This window comes from Serratia sp. NPDC078593 (genome assembly GCF_050268245.1).
In the GTDB taxonomy this organism is placed as follows: Bacteria; Pseudomonadota; Gammaproteobacteria; order Enterobacterales; family Enterobacteriaceae; genus JBNNGK01.
Window position 1 is genome coordinate 1 of record NZ_JBNNGK010000014.1, and the last position, 17,717, is coordinate 17,717.

Genomic DNA, 17,717 nt, shown 5'->3' on the forward strand with positions numbered 1-17,717 from the left:
TGCTTTAAGTTTCTTTTCGTCCATAATTTGCCTGTCTCCATTGTCAGGAAGAACATATCAAAAACAGGCAATTACACAATTTAAATTACAGTCTCGATGCGTGTAAGGGGAGTTCGTCAATAAGTCTTCATGTTAATACCGTAATGGATTCATTCTCGTTCGAGAATGAACGCTCCACCATCAGCGGCTTGCTGCTGAACAAAGTCCCATTTAGCAACAAAAGGCGCTATATCAATCTGAACGAGGGCATAAAATAGTTTCTGGTACCAAAACACCCACTCTTTTCGTTTTAAAGTCCCCATTGTATTAGGACGAGCTTCATCGCTTATTCTGCTTGTCAGATGAGCAGAGTCTCTTGGGCGAATTTCATCTTCAATAACGGTTTCTAAAGAGCGAAACTGGCCCTCAACGCGGCTGCGAATCTCGTAGATTTCATCCCATGTATCGAGTTTGTCCAATAACGTACCGTCCTGAGTATTCCAATTGACTGTGATGGTAGGTTCTGGATCGCGTAAGTTATCAATTGCAATATCAATTAAGTTCTTCGCTTCTTCGTTGTAGGGGTAAAATGCTAATCGATCCGTTCCATCCTTATGTCTAAACAGATCTTTTGCCTTTTTTGCATCCTGATTACACACGTCGCACAGTGGTACGAGGTTATCTGGGTGGACTGCAAAAATGGGATACTTTGATTTGCATAGCTGGTGATCATAGTCTGCGCGCCACTGATCACCGTCTGGTATTCCTGCTCTAAAGGCTGAGAGCTCTTTCATTCCGCATGCTTTGCAGATATTGCCATTAACCGCCTGCTCACGGTAAACATTGAAATGACCCGTGATGTTTAAGCCACCAGATGCCCTAATAACGGGCTCTAAACCTTTTGTTGAGCAATAGAGATGAGTACACAATGACTTGAGGGCTTCCTGGCAAGGCTCGTTCATAAAATCGAACAGATTTCTTTGCGGATTTTCAAAGAATATTTGAAGATCTTGGTTGTCTCTCATCACCTCAAATAATTGCTGTTTTTTATCATTACCAGCAGCTTGCAGTTTGTTAAATAGTGTTTTAAATTTCTCACGAGTCGGAGTATTCGCCCAACAAGCATCCCCAATAGCGCCTTGAGTAAAAAGTACTCGATCAAAGGCATTGGTATTAACTAATTGCTCGAGAAAGTGTAAAAGCTCTTCATTGAGCAATCTAAATACTTCAAATTTAGGCGTATTGGCGGCTAAACGAAATAACATTACTGACTTAACTTCCTTATTAAATACGCTTTTTCGGCTGACAGACCAAGGTTTGCTTCAATCCATTTTCTGGCATGGTCATTGCCTTGCTTTAGCTGCTCTCGAATTTCATCAATCACGCTTTGTGAGATCAGTGAGCGCAGGTCAAATAAGTCTTTAATCAACACATCAAAGGACGCGCCGTAGGTTTCATTCTGCGCGACTTTCATATCAATCAAGCCATTATCGTTTCGGCGGAACTGGTACACATTATTTCGCTTTAACGAGGAGACCATAAATGGCGAGTGCGTTGAAATAAATAGCTGTGCCTTTTCATTGTCCACACCTATCGCGCTTTCAACAAACGAGTGAAAGTGGGTACGCCAAGATGGGTTGAGGTGGGTTTCAGGTTCATCAAGTAAAAACAACGCCCTGCTATCTTTGTAGATTGAAGCCATAGACAAAATCTGAATAAGTTGGGCTTCACCGTCAGACAAATCATCAAATTCAATGCATTGCTGGCCATCCGTTAACTTGAGAGACAGAACATGAATGGGCGACTTCCACTTCTGTGGTCTTTTTGCCGAACGGTCGAAATTGTCTTGTCTCAATTGTCGCTTGGTTTCGCCCTGCCAAAAGTCCGCCGCCAGCAGTTGTAAACGGTAAAGCTTTTCAAACAACACTTGTGGCGTAAAAAAACTGTCTTCCAAAATGTGTTGAACACGGCTATCGCTAAAATCTATGGTGATTTCACCCGCTAAATAATCCAACTCAAACTGGTTGAAAAACTCTTGTGAGGTTTTGCTCACTATCGGCAACGCTTCAAAGTTACATGAGGATATATTAGCTAAACATGCGATCAATTTAGCTACATCTAACAAAGCCCCTGCATCATGCGTGAACTTACGTAAGTCATAACGTAGCTTCACCGAGTGAATTTTATTGAAGCGTTGTTTTCCTTGCCATATAGCCTTCTGCTCTGCATCTGACATCATTCCCATACTTGCTAGCATTAGCGCTGTCGTATCTTGATCAAAATACTTAAGACGTGGCAATGCCGTTGGTCTTAAACCAATGTTAGCGTTGTCAGATAGTGATGATTCTTTAGGTAAAATCGGAAACAGCGCAGGGTGACGAGTTTGGTAATAGTAGTAGGCTTCGTTGAACTGCCGATCAATCAATTCAATATCCGTTTCTGTCAGGTACTTACCTTTTTCATTTCTCGCCCGATTAATCACCAATAAGCGCTGTTCCCATTGGCGCTTTACATTCATCACATCCAGATATTGAATCGCATTTTTCATAAAGGCGCGTTGTAGGTTTTCATTTAAACCGGACGAATAACCTATGATCTGACTTGGCAGAATTTCTTCTTCAATACCTGAATATTCGCGAGCCTTGATATCAACTAAGGTGCCATCACGATAAAGGGTCACAACACCCGTTTGGTCAATTTGAACAGAATAGGTACTAGCGTGTTTTTCTGAGTCATAAGCTTGATTGGTATAACGAAGCGTAATCGCGAGATTTGAGAACCAGTTACGGCACTTGAAATCACTGCGTAGAAAGCGTTCTAAATAACCAAAGCTTTCCGCAATCAGTTCCAATAGTTGCGATTTACCCGAGCCATTAAGACCGATAAAGGCAATGATGTTGCCCTGTGCGGCATCAAAGCTAAAGGTTTGATCCCTCAAACCTTTGTATTGCCCGTTTAGAGTCAGTGACAGCAGACGCATCAGACCCTTTTCCTTGCCGCTGTTTTCTTATTAGTCTGCTTTTTTAGCGCCTCACGTTCTGCCTTAATCTTCTCCAGCAATGCCTCGGCGCTGTTTTCACCGCTGATTAAATTCGGGTTGGCGGCGCGCCAGTCGGCTGTGAGTTCGCCACGGAAAGCCTTGGCTAAAATAGCTTGGGTCAGGTTGTTAACGCGCTCTAATGCTGCATTAGCTTTTTGCTCGATGTTGTCGGCCAAGGCGAATAATTCTTCGACATGGCGGACGATTTGGGTTTGTTCTTCATAGGGAGGCAATGGAAACTCCAACGATTGAACAAATGATTTGTTTAGAGCCTGTTGATTGTTACCACCACCAACTCTTCGGGTTTCTTCATACTGCTTAGTTAAATAGAAATATAAGTACTCAGATACAACAAAGCCTTCAGGAACTCGTAAGGCTGCTGTATTTTGGTTGTGACAGGCTTCTATATCAAGGATTGCTACTTGTCCCCTAGTTTTTCCCTGACCGATCATTGCTAACATCACAGTTCCGCGAGGGTGAATTGATGTCGAAGTATTTTTAAGTCCAAGCTCTGTAATTTTTTCTTTGGTTTTCACTATGCGACAAAAAGCAACCTCTGAACTGCTTACCCAAGGTAAATCCCCATTCCAGTAAGCTTCGACGTTACGACTAGGTGTTGCACCTACAAAAACATCAAAAACATATCCAAGCTTTGTACTAAGCCAACTCGGCGGTATGTCAGCATGCGATGCGGTTTCTATTAACTTTAGACTTTGACGTTTTTTGCTAATTTCTTGGTACCTTAAAACCCAATAGTATTCGATGTCGGCTAATGATAACGCTTTTTGTGAAGGATTTCCTTCCCGCCATTCCTCCGTCAGCTTCCCACTCACAGCTGCCGAGAGGACGGATTGGCGGAAGGTTTTTAGGATCTCGGGGATGCGCTCAAGGCGGGCTTTGGTGTTTTCCACTTGTGCCAGCAGGGTGTCGAGTTTATTGGCGATAACTTTTTGTTCGGCTAGAGGGGGGAGTGGCGAACAAATACTAAGAATATCTTTTGTACTTACATTTAACTGTGCAGCCCCCTTTGCTGTATTTAGAATAGCTTCAAATGTACTTTTTGTTTTAATAGAGTAATACGCAAAGCGTCTTTCAATTTCGTTACAAATTACTCTTGCGACTCGTTGATTGAGAACAGCAGGAAGCTGACTTTCTTGTATTACCGCAACACGACCTACGTTTCCGGTCAAGGAAACTAATATATCTTCTGGGTATAATTCAAAAGGACTATTTTTTAGTTCGCTTAAATCAATGTAAGCCGGATTGTGTAGCGATACTTTGCCATCTTGAACATTACCAATCCTTATTACAAATGCACCAATATCTACATACGAGCTACTTTTGTACGCAAAGCCATTTTGCAGATCCAATACATCAGAAAAAGGGGCTCTAGCCCAACCCTTAGGCAAATTAACGTCACTCATCAGTTCGCCCCTTCCAACGCTTTCAACAACCCATCCAGCTCACTCAACGCCGCTTGTAATTCCTCTTTTGCCGCCTGCGCCAATACCGCAGGTTCCGGCAAATCTGCAGCATCGACGCTGTCTTTGTCTTTCAGCCAGCTAATATCCAGCGAATCGCCTTTGGTGTTGGCAATCCACTCGCGGCTAAAGCAACGCCAGCGGGAATGCGCCAGGCGTTCGTCAACGCCCTGATTTTCTTCCACCGTGTCTTTGTCTATGTCAATCTCTTGTGAGCCAAAGCTGTATTCACCTTCAATACGCTTGCTGGTACCGTCGGGGTTATCACCAAACACGTTCTCAAACGCGCCCAAGTGTGGGTCTGCGCCAAAATCTTCTGGCAAAAAGCCAATGCCGGCATTGCCAAACGGGGTACGTTTACCAAAGCTGGGCATATTGGTGCGCAGGTCATAAACCCACACGTTTTGCGTGCAGTTTTCACTTTGGTGCTTGTCAGTCACGCTGCCTTTGGTAAAAAACAGCACGTTAGTTTTTACACCCTGAGCGTAAAAAATACCGGTAGGCAGGCGCAAGATAGTGTGCAGATTGCACTTGTTCATCAGGTCGCGGCGCACGTCGGTGCCTATGCCTGCTTCAAACAATACGTTATCCGGCAATACTACAGCGGCGCGACCACCGGGTTTCAGGTTGCGATAGATGTGCTGCAAAAACGCCAGTTGTTTGTTGCTGGTCTTAAACGTTAGATCATCGCGGGTGTTGGACGCTTCGCCACCTTTACTGGTGCCAAACGGTGGATTGGCCAGAATAATGTCGGCTTGTTTTAACGCTTTACCCGCGTCGCCTAAGGCGTTGCCCAAATGCACCACACCTTCATCATCACCCTCCATGCCATGCAGTAAGCAGTTCATTAAGGCTAAACGGCGGGTATTGGGTACCAGTTCGATACCGACAAAGGCTTTGTTCTTCTGGAAGGCGGCGTCTTTGGCGCTTAAATCCATATAGTTGTCGGTGTGATCGCGCATATATTGGTCGGCAGCGACCAAGAAGCCTGCGGTACCGGCTGCGGGGTCTTGAATCACTTCGCCAATTTGTGGCTTGATGCAGCGCACCATGCTGTTAATCAGCGCGCGCGGGGTGAAGTACTGGCCCGCACCGGACTTAGTTTCAGACGCGTTTTTCTCCAGCAGGCCTTCGTACAAATCGCCCAGCCCGTCTTTCTGCGCGCTGAACCAGTCGATCTGGTCGAGGGTTTTGATCATTTGCTCTAAATGACGTGGTTCGCGCAGGCGAGTTTGGGCATCGGCATAAATCGCGCTGATCAGCGGGTCGCCGTGTACCAGCTTGCCATCAGCATCTTTGCCTGTGGATAAACTAAGCAGAATACGTTTGTAGTCGTTCAGCAGATTGATGCCTGACTTAGCGTTGATATCCGTCCAACGGCACCCTTCTGGCAGCGGGTGCGTCTTTAACGTGCCGGCTTCGGTGTTTTCGTGCACCATTTTAATAAACAGCAGCAGCACTAGCTCGGTGACATAATCGCTGTAGTTGATACCGTCATCACGCAAGACGTCACACAGGTTCCAGAGTTTTTGCACAATGTCGTTGTTGGTCATGGTGTTCTCTTATTTAAACATTCATTCTTACCCTTCCTACTTGAAGCGGCAGCGGTGTTGGCTACGTTCACTCACTTGCCGCCTACCTGCAACTCCACGTAGTTTGGGTACTTTAGCTGTGTGCGATTAATAATTGGCACAGCGGTTGGTTGATGTAGTAATTGGCACGGCCGACTTTTTGTTTCACTAAAAAGCCGTGCTCGACCAGTTGTTCTAAATACTTGGTGGCGGTGATACGTGTGACCCCGATCTCTTCGACAATAAAGTCAATTTTGGTGTAGGGGTGGTTAAACAGGTTATTGAGTAAATCTTGGCTATAGAGTTTGGGTAGTTGCTCACGAATACCGTGTTTGACATTCGCCATCATGGTTTTCATTTCGGTGATCAGAGAAAGGGTATTTTGCGCGGTATCGATAATGCTATCGAGCATAAACAGTAGCCAAGGTTGCCAATTGCCGGTATCACGTACGGCTTGTAAGTTGGCGTAGTAGTCTGCTTTGTGATGAATAATGAAACGGCTTAAGTACAACACCGGTAAATTGAGCAGATCTTTGGTGACCAGGTACAGAATATTGATGATACGCCCGGTACGGCCATTGCCATCGTAAAATGGATGAATACTTTCAAACTGGTGGTGGATAATGGCCATTTTTACCAGTGGATCGGCATCGCACAGTTCATCGTTGTTGATAAACTGCACCAGGTTGTCCATCAACCTGGCGATCTCGTCGGCATGTTGTGGTGGTGTATACACCACCTCGCCGGTACGGGCATTTTTCAGGTCAGTCCCCGGTAGTTTACGTAGTCCTGCTGTGTTGTGCTCAAGGTTCTGCTGAATGGCGAGAATATCGCTCAAGCGAATGAGCCTACTTTGCCGCGCGTTCTGAAAGCCTTGTTTTAATGCAAAGGCGTAATCTTGTACTTCTTTAGTCGCGGGGTTGGTAATGGCCTCTTCAAAGAGGTTGGCTTTGTAGAGTTCATCATGGGTGGTGACGATGTTTTCAACTTCAGAGCTGTCTTTTGCCTCTTGCAGGGCCAGGGTATTGATTAAAATTGCCTCATTGGGAATGCTTGCCGCCACACCTTTTAGTTCGGCCAAATAGCGATGCGCTTCAGCCGTTTTTTTGAGTACCGCACGGGTTTCCCATTGTTCAATGTTGGCCAGTGGTAATGGTGCAATGGGTGTAGGCATAGCTAAATTTCTTCCTTTTTTATACTCGACGACAAGTTAATGTATAAAAATCCTCATATATTATACACGTTTCGTATCTAATATATATTTTTTTCATTTATTTATATATTTTAACGCTACGCACTTTTCGGTGACCAAATGGCATCGCTGAGTTCATCCAATACGGTATTGAGTTGATTGCCAAGTACTTTGTTCAGTTGTTTGGCGCCGCCTTGCTCGGCAAAGCGGTTGTTCACGAAATCATGGTCTATGATGACTTCGTGTATGAGTTGTTTTGCCAGGCGTTCGAGCCATTTGCGCTGCGCGGGCAACCAGTTATGGCTTTGATAGATGCGCTGCATAGCCTGGGCGACTCGCTGCTCAAATGGAACCAGTGGTTCGCCTAGGGCGGCTCGGCGAATATGGCCGATGATGCTGGCGGCAATATCCTGATTGGTTTGGTTACGCACAGCGCTTTGCAGTTTGACCTCAGAGTAGCCGGCACCATCCAGCAGGAGCTTGAGCGCTTTTAACTGTTCGCGGGTCAGATCGCGTGGCTTATTCACCACAACGGACAGGGCGGCGCTTTGGTTGAGTTGCGCTTTGATGAATTGATTGAAGCTGTCTAAGTAATCTTCGGGCTTTTGGTGAACGCCGTAGCTCTGGGTGCGTTCACGGAGCTCATCGAAGTGTTCGGAAATCACCGGTTGGCGCTCACTGCCCAGTAACTGATTCACTTCGGCCAATTGGCTCAACAGGCCGCTGTGCTGAGTGATAAAGTCCGCCGCTTGCTTGGGCCCAAGCTTATGTAGATGTTTATGCAGATTTTTAGGCTCCACCCCCCATAAGTCATGCAGCTCATTAAGCTTTTGTTGCAACGCCGGTTTGTTTGCAGCCCTTTTTTCTGCTTTACGCAGCACACGCATGACCTTTTGGCTGAGCTGGCTGAGTACCACATCCGCATGACTTTGTTCCGGTGTATCACCGGGTGTTTGGAGTGCACGCTCCAACTGTTCCGGGTTGGTGATTTCACCAACCAATTGTTCCAGTGTGATGTTGGGGTCTTTCACCAGTGGTTTCATGGTGTTGACGTCAACGAGTGTCGCGTAAATATCTACAGGGTCGTAGATGCGAAAGACGGTTTTGCCGATTTCATCGCAGCGGCGTGTGGCACGACCCATCATTTGCTCGTACAAAATCCGCGATTTTACTCGGCGCATAAACACCAGATTACAGATTTTAGGCACGTCGATACCCGTAGTGAGCAGATCAACGGTAATGGCGATATTTGGATAGCGTTCGTTTTTATACTGGCGGATCAGTTGTTCTACTTTATCACTCTGACCGGTGATTTTGGCCACCGCGGCCTGATGATATTCACCGTTGTAGAGTGCTTTGAAGGCGTCATCCAGTAAGCGCTTGACCATGTCGGCGTGCAGATCGGTGGCGCAGAAAATGAGGGTTTTCTCGTCGCCGAAGGGGTCGAGCTCCAGAACCAGCTGTTCGCAGATCACGCGATTGAAGTTTTCGTTGATGACCCGACGGTTGAAGGCATCCACCTCAAAATTAAGTTCATCATCTAGTTCTGCGCTGTGTACTTCGCCAGTGTGGGTGTTGATGGCACTGACCTTTTCGCCCTTGGCAAAGGTAATGCCGTTCTGGGTGAGCAGGGTTTCGAAGCGGATGGGCGGTTCGTGGTCAATCAACCAGTCATCGGCTACAGCTTCCCGGTAGGAGTAGGTATAAACCGGTTTGCCGAAGATTTCACTGGTGTGTTTTGCCGGTGTAGCGGTTAAGCCGATTTTTACGGCATCAAAATAGTCCAGTACCCGGCGATAGCTGGAAAGATATTGACTAGTATCGCGGGTAGCCAGCTCGCCTTCGGTCATTTCTTGATCCAAGGTATAACCCCGGTGAGCTTCATCGATGATGATACAGTCGAATTGATCTACGGTTGGCGGGTTGTCGCTCATAAAGATCCGCTTCACCATGGCTTGTACCGTTGCTACCTGAACACGTGTTTCGGCTTCGGCGGCCATATCGCCAAGTTCTGCCACATTGTAGATTTTGGATAATGTGTGGTTTTGTTCCAGTGGCGCTTCGTTAAAGGTGTCGATCGCTTGCTGGCCCAGCGCAGTGCGATCGACCAGAAATAAAATACGCTTAAAGCGCTCGGCTTTCAGGAAACGGTACATTAAGCCAATGATGGTGCGGGTTTTACCTGTGCCGGTTGCCATAGCCAAAAGCGCACTGCGTATTTCTCTGGCTAATGTGTTTTCTACAGCGATGATGGCATTTTGCTGATAATCACGTAATTTTAGATAGCCAAATGGCTCTGCGCTGAGCTTTTGCTGGGCGGCTTCCTTGCTGCGTTTGAGCAGGTCAAGCAAACCTTCAGGTGTGTGGAAGGATGGTAGTGCGCGCTTGGTGTTGGCCGGGTCACGTACATCACGAAACCAGGTACCGGATTGTTCCGCTAGTTGCGGCACATATGGGCGACCGTTACAGGAATAAACGAAGGGCACTTTATAATGACCATCGTTTTCATCTGGCCAAGCAATGGTCAACCCTGCTAGCACCCATGCGTCTTGCATTGGTGGTGTTAGATGAAAGCCCTTACTGTAGCGCTCCGCTTGCGGGATTTTCCCGGCGACGTTGGTATTCTCTTTTTTTGCCTCGACGACGGCGATGGGGGTGAGGCCAGCAAACAATACGTAATCTGCTCTGCCTTGCTGACCGTTATGTTCCGTTGGCCATTCGGCAATGGCGATGTTTTGCCCTTTTTCTGGCTTTGTACCCTTTTTGAAGGTGAGGGCTTCACTATCGGCTTGCCAGCCTGCCTCTGTTAATTGCTGATCAATCAGAATGCGGGTCAAGGCTTCATCTAACACAATGTGTTGTGTTGCTGCCTGAGTGTTGCGGTTTAGCCGTTGGCGCTGTGAAGTCCGCGCTTTTTCATCCTGCTTGGCGAGTTGCACCTGAAGTGCTTTGATGCGGGTTTCGTAGTCTTGTTGTTGTTGATTCAATGCCTGTTCGTGGTCGGCTGCTTGCTGAACCAACGCGCGGGTTTCTTCATCCATCGCATGGGCCAGTGCCTCGTATTCACCTCTTTCTTTGGCGATCAGTTCATTGAGCTGCTGGCTTGAGCCGAGATCGAGGTTAGCTTGCTGTAATTCATTCTTGAGCTGGGTGATCTCGCTTTGCAGTTTGCGCAGTTGTTCACTGGGGTCTGTAGGCGCAATGAACGGGCCGGGTTTGAACTGGGTTCCGGCTTTACCAAAAGATTGATGAAACCAGATTGCCAGCTTGCGTGCGACAACCAGACCGTTGATGGCTTCTTTATGCCGGGTTTTAAACTGGTGCGTGGCCTTATTGCCTTCTACTCGTAGCGTATGGAACAGCTCCCTTACCACCGGTTCCAGCTTCAATTCGCGGTTGATCTTGTAGAGCAGGTCGGCCTGTGTGGTTTGTTTGTCGAATGCTACTCCCACCATGGCTGCAATGTGTTGAGCCAGTGCTTCTCCTAATTGGCGAAGCTTAATCAGGGTTGTATTTGGGTCGCTGGCAAAGGCACGCTCCGCTGACAGGGTTAGTTCAATGAATAGAGGATCATGTTCTGCAAGGAACCCAAAATTGCTGGCTTGGTTGGCTGATATCATGACTCAGAAACTCCATTTCACTTATTGAAAGGCGCGGCTGGGCGAACTTCCCGGCATTCACTTCAAAAGGTCACCTAACTGGCAATAGAACACTTCACAAACCTATCGAAGGCTGCCAAAACAAGCTTTGCGCTGTCTCTTTATCGCGTAAAGACACCGTGCCCGGTGCTCTAGCTACACCGGCAGTACGCATTTGGCGTTTCCCCATGATGTGGGCGAGCCGGCAGCGGATCATGATTGTGGCTATAGTTGATAGCTTTGAGCATAGGAATAACACAGGAGAATACCACGACTGACATAGCATTTTGCGAGTTGATGTTGAGTTTTGTCGTTTTCACGGCGCTTTGGGATTTTGTGCTGATTGATAACGACAACGTGCAATAGCAGAGCATCAAGTTGGCTCGGCTTTGCTGCATTCGCACCATCAAAAAATGGGGGAGTACCGTCTTGCTTGGTTAACGATAGCGAGAAAATACTCCCCAACTTGCGATCCCTCATAACCCAAAAAAGATGAGCGTTTCACAACCTGCCAGCTTTCAATGATAATTATCGTGTTAGATAGCGAGCTCGAAACGCTAATGACATCACTCGATGTTCTGAATCTGTTCGCGCATCTGTTCGATCAGCACTTTCAGCTCAATGGCGGAGGTGGTGACGTCGGCATTGATTGACTTAGAGGCCAGCGTGTTCGATTCGCGGTTAAACTCCTGCATCATAAAGTCCAGACGGCGGCCGACGGCTTCTTTCTTCTTCAGGATATTGCGCGTTTCTTTGACGTGCGCCTCTAGGCGATCCAGTTCTTCGGCGACGTCAATGCGTTGCGCCATCAGCACCAGTTCTTGCTCAAGACGGGTGTTTTCCAACTGAACCTGCGCTTCTTCCAGCTTGCTGACTAACCGCTCGCGCTGCCATTGCAGAATATTGGGCATCTGAGCACGGACTTTGGTGACTTCGGCGCTGACGCCATCCAAGCGCTGTTCGATCATCGCCTTTAGCGCGGTACCTTCGCTTTCGCGCGCGGTGATGAAGTCATCCAGCGCGCCGTCCAGCGCTTGCATCAGCTGTTCGCTGATGGCATCCAGATTTTGCTCTTGGGCCGACATGACACCAGGCCAGCGCAGGACGTCGATAGGATCAATTTCCCCTTCGTCACTTTGCATTTTTACCCAGTTGGCCGCTTCGACCAGCTGTTTAGCCAGTTTTTCGTTGAGTATCAGCGAACTTTGCGCGCTGGGATCCAGCTCAAAACGCAGGTTGCATTCCACTTTGCCGCGCGTCAGGCGGGCGCGAATGCGTTCGCGGATAACAGGTTCCAGGCTGCGGAACTGTTCTGGCAGGCGGATGTAAGTTTCTAAATAGCGTTGGTTAACGGAACGCAGCTCCCAAGCTGCGCTGCCCCAGTCGCCTTTGATTTCACGCCGGGCGTAGGCGGTCATGCTGCGGATCATTTGTGCGTACCCGTAATCAGTAAAAGATAGCGTGATTATAGCGTTGCGCGTGCGGGCAAGATAGGCATAACGTCACGAAGTCTATTTGCCAGTCACTGTGGCGCGGCTTTAGGTTGCGTCTTGAGTTGGGGAGCTGTGAATCCACCGTTATCGGCTCTGACAACGCTAAGGATGAAGGTTCCGTTGCTGCTTTGCTGCAACTCCCTTGATTTGGGGTATAATGCGCGGCCAATGATGATTGAAAGCCGGAGAAAGCCCATGCGTCCTGCAGGCAGAGCACCACAACACGTTCGCCCTTTGACATTGACCCGTCACTACACGAAACACGCTGAAGGTTCAGTGCTGGTTGAGTTTGGCGATACTAAAGTTTTGTGCACCGCCACGGTTGAAGAGGGCGTTCCGCGCTTTTTGAAAGGCCAAGGGCAAGGATGGATCACAGCGGAATACGGCATGTTGCCACGTTCTACCCACAGCCGTAATGCGCGTGAAGCCGCAAAAGGCAAGCAGGGTGGCCGCACACTGGAAATCCAGCGTTTAATCGCCCGTTCTTTGCGTGCCGCGGTAGATTTGAAAAAACTGGGTGAATTCACCATTACGCTCGATTGTGACGTGTTGCAGGCCGATGGCGGTACGCGTACCGCATCGATCACCGGCGCTTGTGTTGCGTTGGCCGACGCGTTGAATGCGTTAGTCGCGGCGGGCAAACTGAAAGCGAATCCAATGAAAGGCATGGTGGCAGCGGTTTCCGTTGGTATTGTTAACGGTGAAGCGCTCTGCGATTTGGAGTATGTAGAAGACTCCACTGCTGAAACGGACATGAACGTGGTCATGATGGAAGACGGCCGTATGATTGAGGTGCAAGGCACCGCGGAAGGCGAGCCGTTTAGTCATGACGAATTGCTGGCGTTGTTGGCATTGGCCCGAGGGGGCATCGAAACCATCTTCCAAGCGCAGAAAGCGGCGCTGGCAGACTAATTTTTAAGGCGACTGAGAAGTCGCCTTTTTTACACCCGGCGATCGGGTGCAGTATGAATCAAGACCAGACGAGGAGAAGCAGTCATGAAAGCCTATCAACGCCAGTTTATCGAGTTTGCATTGAGCAAACAGGTATTAAAGTTCGGTGAGTTCACGTTGAAGTCCGGCCGTACCAGTCCCTATTTTTTTAACGCCGGGCTGTTTAATACCGGGCGCGATCTTGCGCTGTTAGGGCGTTTTTATGCTGAGGCGCTGATGGATTCTGCGATTGATTTCGATCTGCTGTTTGGCCCTGCCTATAAAGGTATACCGATAGCCACAACGACCGCCGTGGCGTTGGCTGAGCACCATGATCGCGATGTGCCTTACTGCTTTAACCGTAAAGAAGCCAAAACGCACGGTGAGGGCGGTACGCTGGTGGGTAGCCCGTTGCAAGGCCGTGTGATGCTGGTAGATGATGTGATTACGGCAGGTACCGCGATTCGTGAATCGATGGAGATTATTAATGCGAGCGGTGCGAGTCTGTCTGGCGTGCTGATTTCACTGGATCGCCAAGAGCGTGGCCGTGGCGAAATGTCTGCGATCCAAGAGGTGGAGCGAGATTATCACTGCAAAGTGATCTCGATTGTGACGCTGAAGGATTTGATTGCCTATCTGGAAGAGAAGCCGGAAATGGCCGATCATCTGGCGGCAGTACGCGCCTATCGTGAGCAATATGGCGTTTAATCGATGGTCTGAAGACAACGCATGATTCGCCACCGCAGGTTGCGGCGTGGCATTACTATTCATCCGTCAATATCATCATGCTGGTTCGGCCGACGAATTTCGCCAAGCTGTTATGCTGTCTTCAACTCTCACGCCGGGTATCCCGGCGTTTTATACCCTTCATACTTCAAGTTGCTTGGGTGTGGGCTGCCTTCTTCCGTCCTAGTCATATAGTCGATGCTCCCATGGACTCATTCAGTTGCCGCCTACAAGCAACTCGAATTACCGTGGGTATATTATTGCAGCTGTGCCGCGAGCAGCGGCCAGCGACCATCAAAGTCTTCGGTCGGGCGATAACGGAACTCAGAGCGAACATAACGCGACAGCATGCCTTCGCAAAAGGCGAGTAGTTGGCTGGCCAGCATCGTTTCATCGACCCTAAATCCTTTGCCTTCTCGCAGTTTGCGCTCTTTCAATACCTGCCGGAGTTGCGCTTCAATGCGTTCAAACAATTGGTTGATACGGCCTTGCAGCCGATCTTGTTCAAACATCAGGGCGTGCCCGGTCATAATGCGCGTTAGCCCCGGATTGCGTTCGGCAAAGCCGAGAACCAGCAGCAAAATCAGGCGCAGGCGATTGAAGGTTTCTTTCTCATCCTGAAGAATCAAGTTGATGCGTGTTATCAGGCTGTCTTCAATAAATTCGATCAGGCTATCGAACATCCGTGTCTTGCTGGGAAAATGCCGATAAAGCGCAGCTTCAGAGACGCCGACGTTTGCAGCTAACTTCGCCGTGGTGATACGCTGGCTGCCATCGCTGGATTCCAGCATTTGGGCTAACGCCTGCAATATCTCCTCGCGCCGATTCCTTTTGGTATTTTCTTTTTCTGCCATGTCTGATTAGACCCTTGCTAAAACGGCTTAGACTGTCGAAAACCCGGCACCGGCCGCGCCAGAGAGAGGTTCTGTGCGGCTTATGTCATCGCTTTTTTACGGTGTGGGGTCAGCGGCCTTTACGACCGGTTGTTTTCGCCGCGCTGTTTGGCGGCGGCGTTGTTATTCTGGGAAACAGTGCCATAACGCAGCGCTCGCTTCGCATTGACACTGTTTCAGGCATTATTCTCTGCCTGTATACCCTTCGTCTTCGTTCTGTGTTTAATGGCGGCCAGAGTGGCCGAAACCGCCGGCACCACGTTCACTGCTGTCGAATTCTTCGACCAGATTGAATTCAGCCTGCACAACCGGGACGAACACCATCTGCGCAATACGCTCACCCGGCTCAATGGTGAATGATTTCTGACCACGATTCCACACGGAAACCATCAGTTGCCCCTGATAATCGGAATCGATCAGGCCAACCAGATTGCCGAGTACGACGCCATGTTTATGGCCCAGACCTGAACGCGGTAGGATCACCGCGGCCAGATTGGCATCAGCAATGTGAATGGCCAGCCCGGTCGGCAGCAGCGTGGTTTCTCCCGGCGCCAATTCTACCGCACTGTCCAAGCAGGCGCGCAGATCAAGACCGGCGGAGCCCGGTGTTGCATAGGTCGGTAATGGAAAATCCTGACCGATACGCGGGTCGAGAATCTTAACGTCGATTTTTTTCATCATAACGGCTGACTATCTCGTCTATTAAACGTTGGCCCAAGCGTGCTTTGTCGCTGAGCGCCAAGTGTTTCTCACCCTCAGGCCAAAAAAGATGCAGGGCATTGGAATCACTGTTGAACCCCTGACCTGCAAGCGATACATCATTAGCGCAGATGACATCCAATTTCTTTTGCGCCAATTTTTGTCGCGCGTATTCTTCCACATTCTGGGTTTCGGCGGCAAACCCTACGACAAACGGGCGGTTTTTAGTCATCGCCGCCACGCCAGCCACAATATCGGGATTTTTTACCATCTTAAGGATGATTTCATCACCCTGTTTTTTAATTTTTTCATCGGCAACCTGCTCGGCGCGGTAATCCGCCACGGCCGCGCAAGAAATAAATATATTTTGCTGTGCGGCATTATGTTGCACTGCCTGCTCCATTTCCAGCGCGCTGATAACGTCAATACGAGTGACCCGTGGTGGCGTGGGTTGCGTGACTGGCCCTGCAATGAGTGTGACCTGCGCGCCACGCGCGGCGGCGGCGGCGGCAATGGCAAAGCCCATTTTGCCGGAACTGTGATTACTGATAAAACGCACGGGATCCAGCGCCTCACGCGTTGGGCCTGCGGTAATCATAATCTTTAAATGTTGCAGATCCTGCGCGCTGGAGAAGTGGGTATTTGCCCGTTCAACGATGTCCAAGGGATCCAACATACGGCCTGGCCCTACGTCGCCACAGGCTTGACTACCGCTGTCCGGTCCCCATAGCAACATACCGCGCGTGCGCAGCGTTTGCAGGTTTGCTTGGGTCGCGGTAGCCCGGTACATCTGTTGGTTCATGGCCGGTGCAGCAGCGATAGGGGCGGGGGTTGCTAGGCAAAGGGTGGTCAAGAGATCGTTGGCCATGCCAGCAGCAACGCGAGCCAGCAGGTCGGCGGTTGCGGGAGCCAAAATCACTAAGTCGGCCCATTTTCCCAGTTCGATATGGCCCATAGCGGCTTCCGCAGCGGGATCCAGCAGATCGTCGGAAACCGGGTGGCCGGAGACCGCCTGTAACGTGAGTGGCGTGATAAACGCTTTGGCTGCGTGGGTCATCACTACACGTACGTCGGCGCCGTTGTCGCGCAGGCGGCGTACCAGTTCCGGGCATTTGTAGGCAGCGATGCCGCCGCTGATACCCAGTACAATATGTTTGCCGGAAAGTCCCGTCATCATCATTGTCCGATTGAAAACCGAAAGATTGACCATTTTAGCATAAGCGTCGGCCGGGTGAGTGTTTACCCTGAGGGTGCGTCGCGTTACATGGTTCTTTGCGTAATACTTCGCAATGTTATCAAACACCTGTCGTGACGTTATTGCTGGCGTGGCATGATTTAGCCCTGTCAGGGAGGCGGGCGATGAGTATTCAGGATATGACATCATGGCCAAGTGGGCTGGCTCCGAGGGAAAAACTGCTCCGTGATGGTGCAGCGGCGCTGTCGGATGTTGAACTACTGGCAATTTTTCTACGTACGGGGTTGCCCGGTGTGCATGTTATACAGCGGGCGGAGCAGTTATTGCAGCAATTTGGCTCACTGCATCGCTTAATTGCGGCAGATTATGGGCAATTGTGCAGTCTAAAAGGGGTCGGTGATGCGACCTATACTCAGCTTCAGGCGATTTCCGAATTGGCGTGCCGCTGTTTTTTTAATCAGCTGTCGCAGGAGAGTGCGTTGCTAAATCCGAAAGTGACGCAGCATTATTTGCAAAGTTTGCTGACACACCGTGAGCGCGAGGTGTTTTTAGTTCTATTTTTAGACAACCAACATCGGGTCATTCGCCATCAGGAGATGTTTGCTGGTACCATCAGCAGCGTCGTCGTACACCCGAGGGAAATCGTGCGCGAAGCATTGAAGACGAATGCAGCCGCCATCATTCTGGCGCATAATCACCCTTCGGGTCAGGCTGAACCCAGCCATGCCGACCGTCTGATTACTGAACAGGTGGTCAAAGCCTGTCAATTATTGGAGATCCGCGTGCTCGATCATTTGGTTATTGGCCGGGGTGAATGCGTCTCTTTCGCCGAGCGCGGATGGCTTTAGGCAAAATTTTCGCGATCCTTGAGGGATCTTTA

Annotated in this window: 13 protein-coding genes; 3 read left to right on the plus strand and 10 right to left on the minus strand. The window is 49.3% G+C overall.

Going from position 1 to position 17,717, the window contains the following annotated elements:
- Window positions 1-149 precede the first annotated feature (149 nt).
- The 7 genes from ACQKDS_RS15145 to ACQKDS_RS15175 form a co-directional block, all read right to left on the minus strand.
- Window positions 150-1,244, minus strand: a complete 1,095-nt coding sequence (locus ACQKDS_RS15145; RefSeq protein WP_399672380.1) for a hypothetical protein — start codon at window positions 1,242-1,244, stop codon at window positions 150-152.
- Window positions 1,244-2,959 (minus strand): AAA family ATPase, encoded by a 1,716-nt coding sequence (locus tag ACQKDS_RS15150; RefSeq protein WP_399672378.1) that lies wholly within the window; start codon window positions 2,957-2,959, stop codon window positions 1,244-1,246. Before ACQKDS_RS15150 ends, ACQKDS_RS15145 begins: the two co-directional genes overlap by 1 nt.
- Window positions 2,959-4,443, minus strand: coding sequence for a restriction endonuclease subunit S (locus ACQKDS_RS15155; protein WP_399672376.1), 1,485 nt, complete (start codon window positions 4,441-4,443; stop codon window positions 2,959-2,961). The genes ACQKDS_RS15150 and ACQKDS_RS15155 overlap by 1 nt, the downstream gene beginning before the upstream one ends.
- Window positions 4,443-6,053, minus strand: a complete 1,611-nt coding sequence (locus ACQKDS_RS15160) for an N-6 DNA methylase (RefSeq protein WP_399672374.1) — start codon at window positions 6,051-6,053, stop codon at window positions 4,443-4,445. Before ACQKDS_RS15160 ends, ACQKDS_RS15155 begins: the two co-directional genes overlap by 1 nt.
- A 112-nt stretch (window positions 6,054-6,165) precedes the next feature.
- On the minus strand, window positions 6,166-7,245 hold the full coding sequence (locus tag ACQKDS_RS15165; RefSeq protein ID WP_399672372.1) for a Fic family protein: 1,080 nt from the start codon (window positions 7,243-7,245) through the stop codon (window positions 6,166-6,168).
- 116 nt (window positions 7,246-7,361) lie between these two features.
- Entirely contained in the window at window positions 7,362-10,883 is a 3,522-nt protein-coding gene (gene hsdR / locus ACQKDS_RS15170; protein ID WP_399672370.1) for a type I restriction-modification system endonuclease, read from the minus strand.
- Between the two features lie 584 nt (window positions 10,884-11,467).
- Window positions 11,468-12,331 (minus strand): YicC/YloC family endoribonuclease, encoded by an 864-nt coding sequence (locus ACQKDS_RS15175; protein ID WP_399672368.1) that lies wholly within the window; start codon window positions 12,329-12,331, stop codon window positions 11,468-11,470.
- Window positions 12,332-12,589: 258 nt separating this feature from the next.
- Between ACQKDS_RS15175 and rph the strand changes: the two genes are divergently transcribed.
- A complete protein-coding gene (gene rph, locus ACQKDS_RS15180; protein ID WP_399672366.1) occupies window positions 12,590-13,306 on the plus strand; it encodes a ribonuclease PH in 717 nt (238 codons plus the stop codon).
- Window positions 13,307-13,390: 84 nt separating this feature from the next.
- On the plus strand, window positions 13,391-14,032 hold the full coding sequence (pyrE, locus tag ACQKDS_RS15185) for an orotate phosphoribosyltransferase (protein WP_399672364.1): 642 nt from the start codon (window positions 13,391-13,393) through the stop codon (window positions 14,030-14,032).
- A 275-nt stretch (window positions 14,033-14,307) separates the two neighbouring features.
- Here pyrE and slmA read toward each other — a convergent pair whose 3' ends face one another.
- From slmA to coaBC, 3 genes are all read right to left on the minus strand, one after another.
- A complete protein-coding gene (gene slmA / locus ACQKDS_RS15190; protein ID WP_399672362.1) occupies window positions 14,308-14,904 on the minus strand; it encodes a nucleoid occlusion factor SlmA in 597 nt (198 codons plus the stop codon).
- 261 nt (window positions 14,905-15,165) lie between these two features.
- Window positions 15,166-15,624 (minus strand): dUTP diphosphatase, encoded by a 459-nt coding sequence (dut, locus tag ACQKDS_RS15195; RefSeq protein ID WP_234587134.1) that lies wholly within the window; start codon window positions 15,622-15,624, stop codon window positions 15,166-15,168.
- The gene (gene coaBC / locus ACQKDS_RS15200; RefSeq protein ID WP_399672384.1) at window positions 15,602-16,819 is read right to left on the minus strand and encodes a bifunctional phosphopantothenoylcysteine decarboxylase/phosphopantothenate--cysteine ligase CoaBC; all 1,218 of its coding nucleotides are present in this window, start codon (window positions 16,817-16,819) and stop codon (window positions 15,602-15,604) included. The genes dut and coaBC overlap by 23 nt, the downstream gene beginning before the upstream one ends.
- A gap of 182 nt (window positions 16,820-17,001) precedes the next feature.
- Between coaBC and radC the strand changes: the two genes are divergently transcribed.
- Window positions 17,002-17,685, plus strand: a complete 684-nt coding sequence (gene radC / locus ACQKDS_RS15205; RefSeq protein WP_399672360.1) for a RadC family protein — start codon at window positions 17,002-17,004, stop codon at window positions 17,683-17,685.
- Window positions 17,686-17,717: the final 32 nt, after the last annotated feature.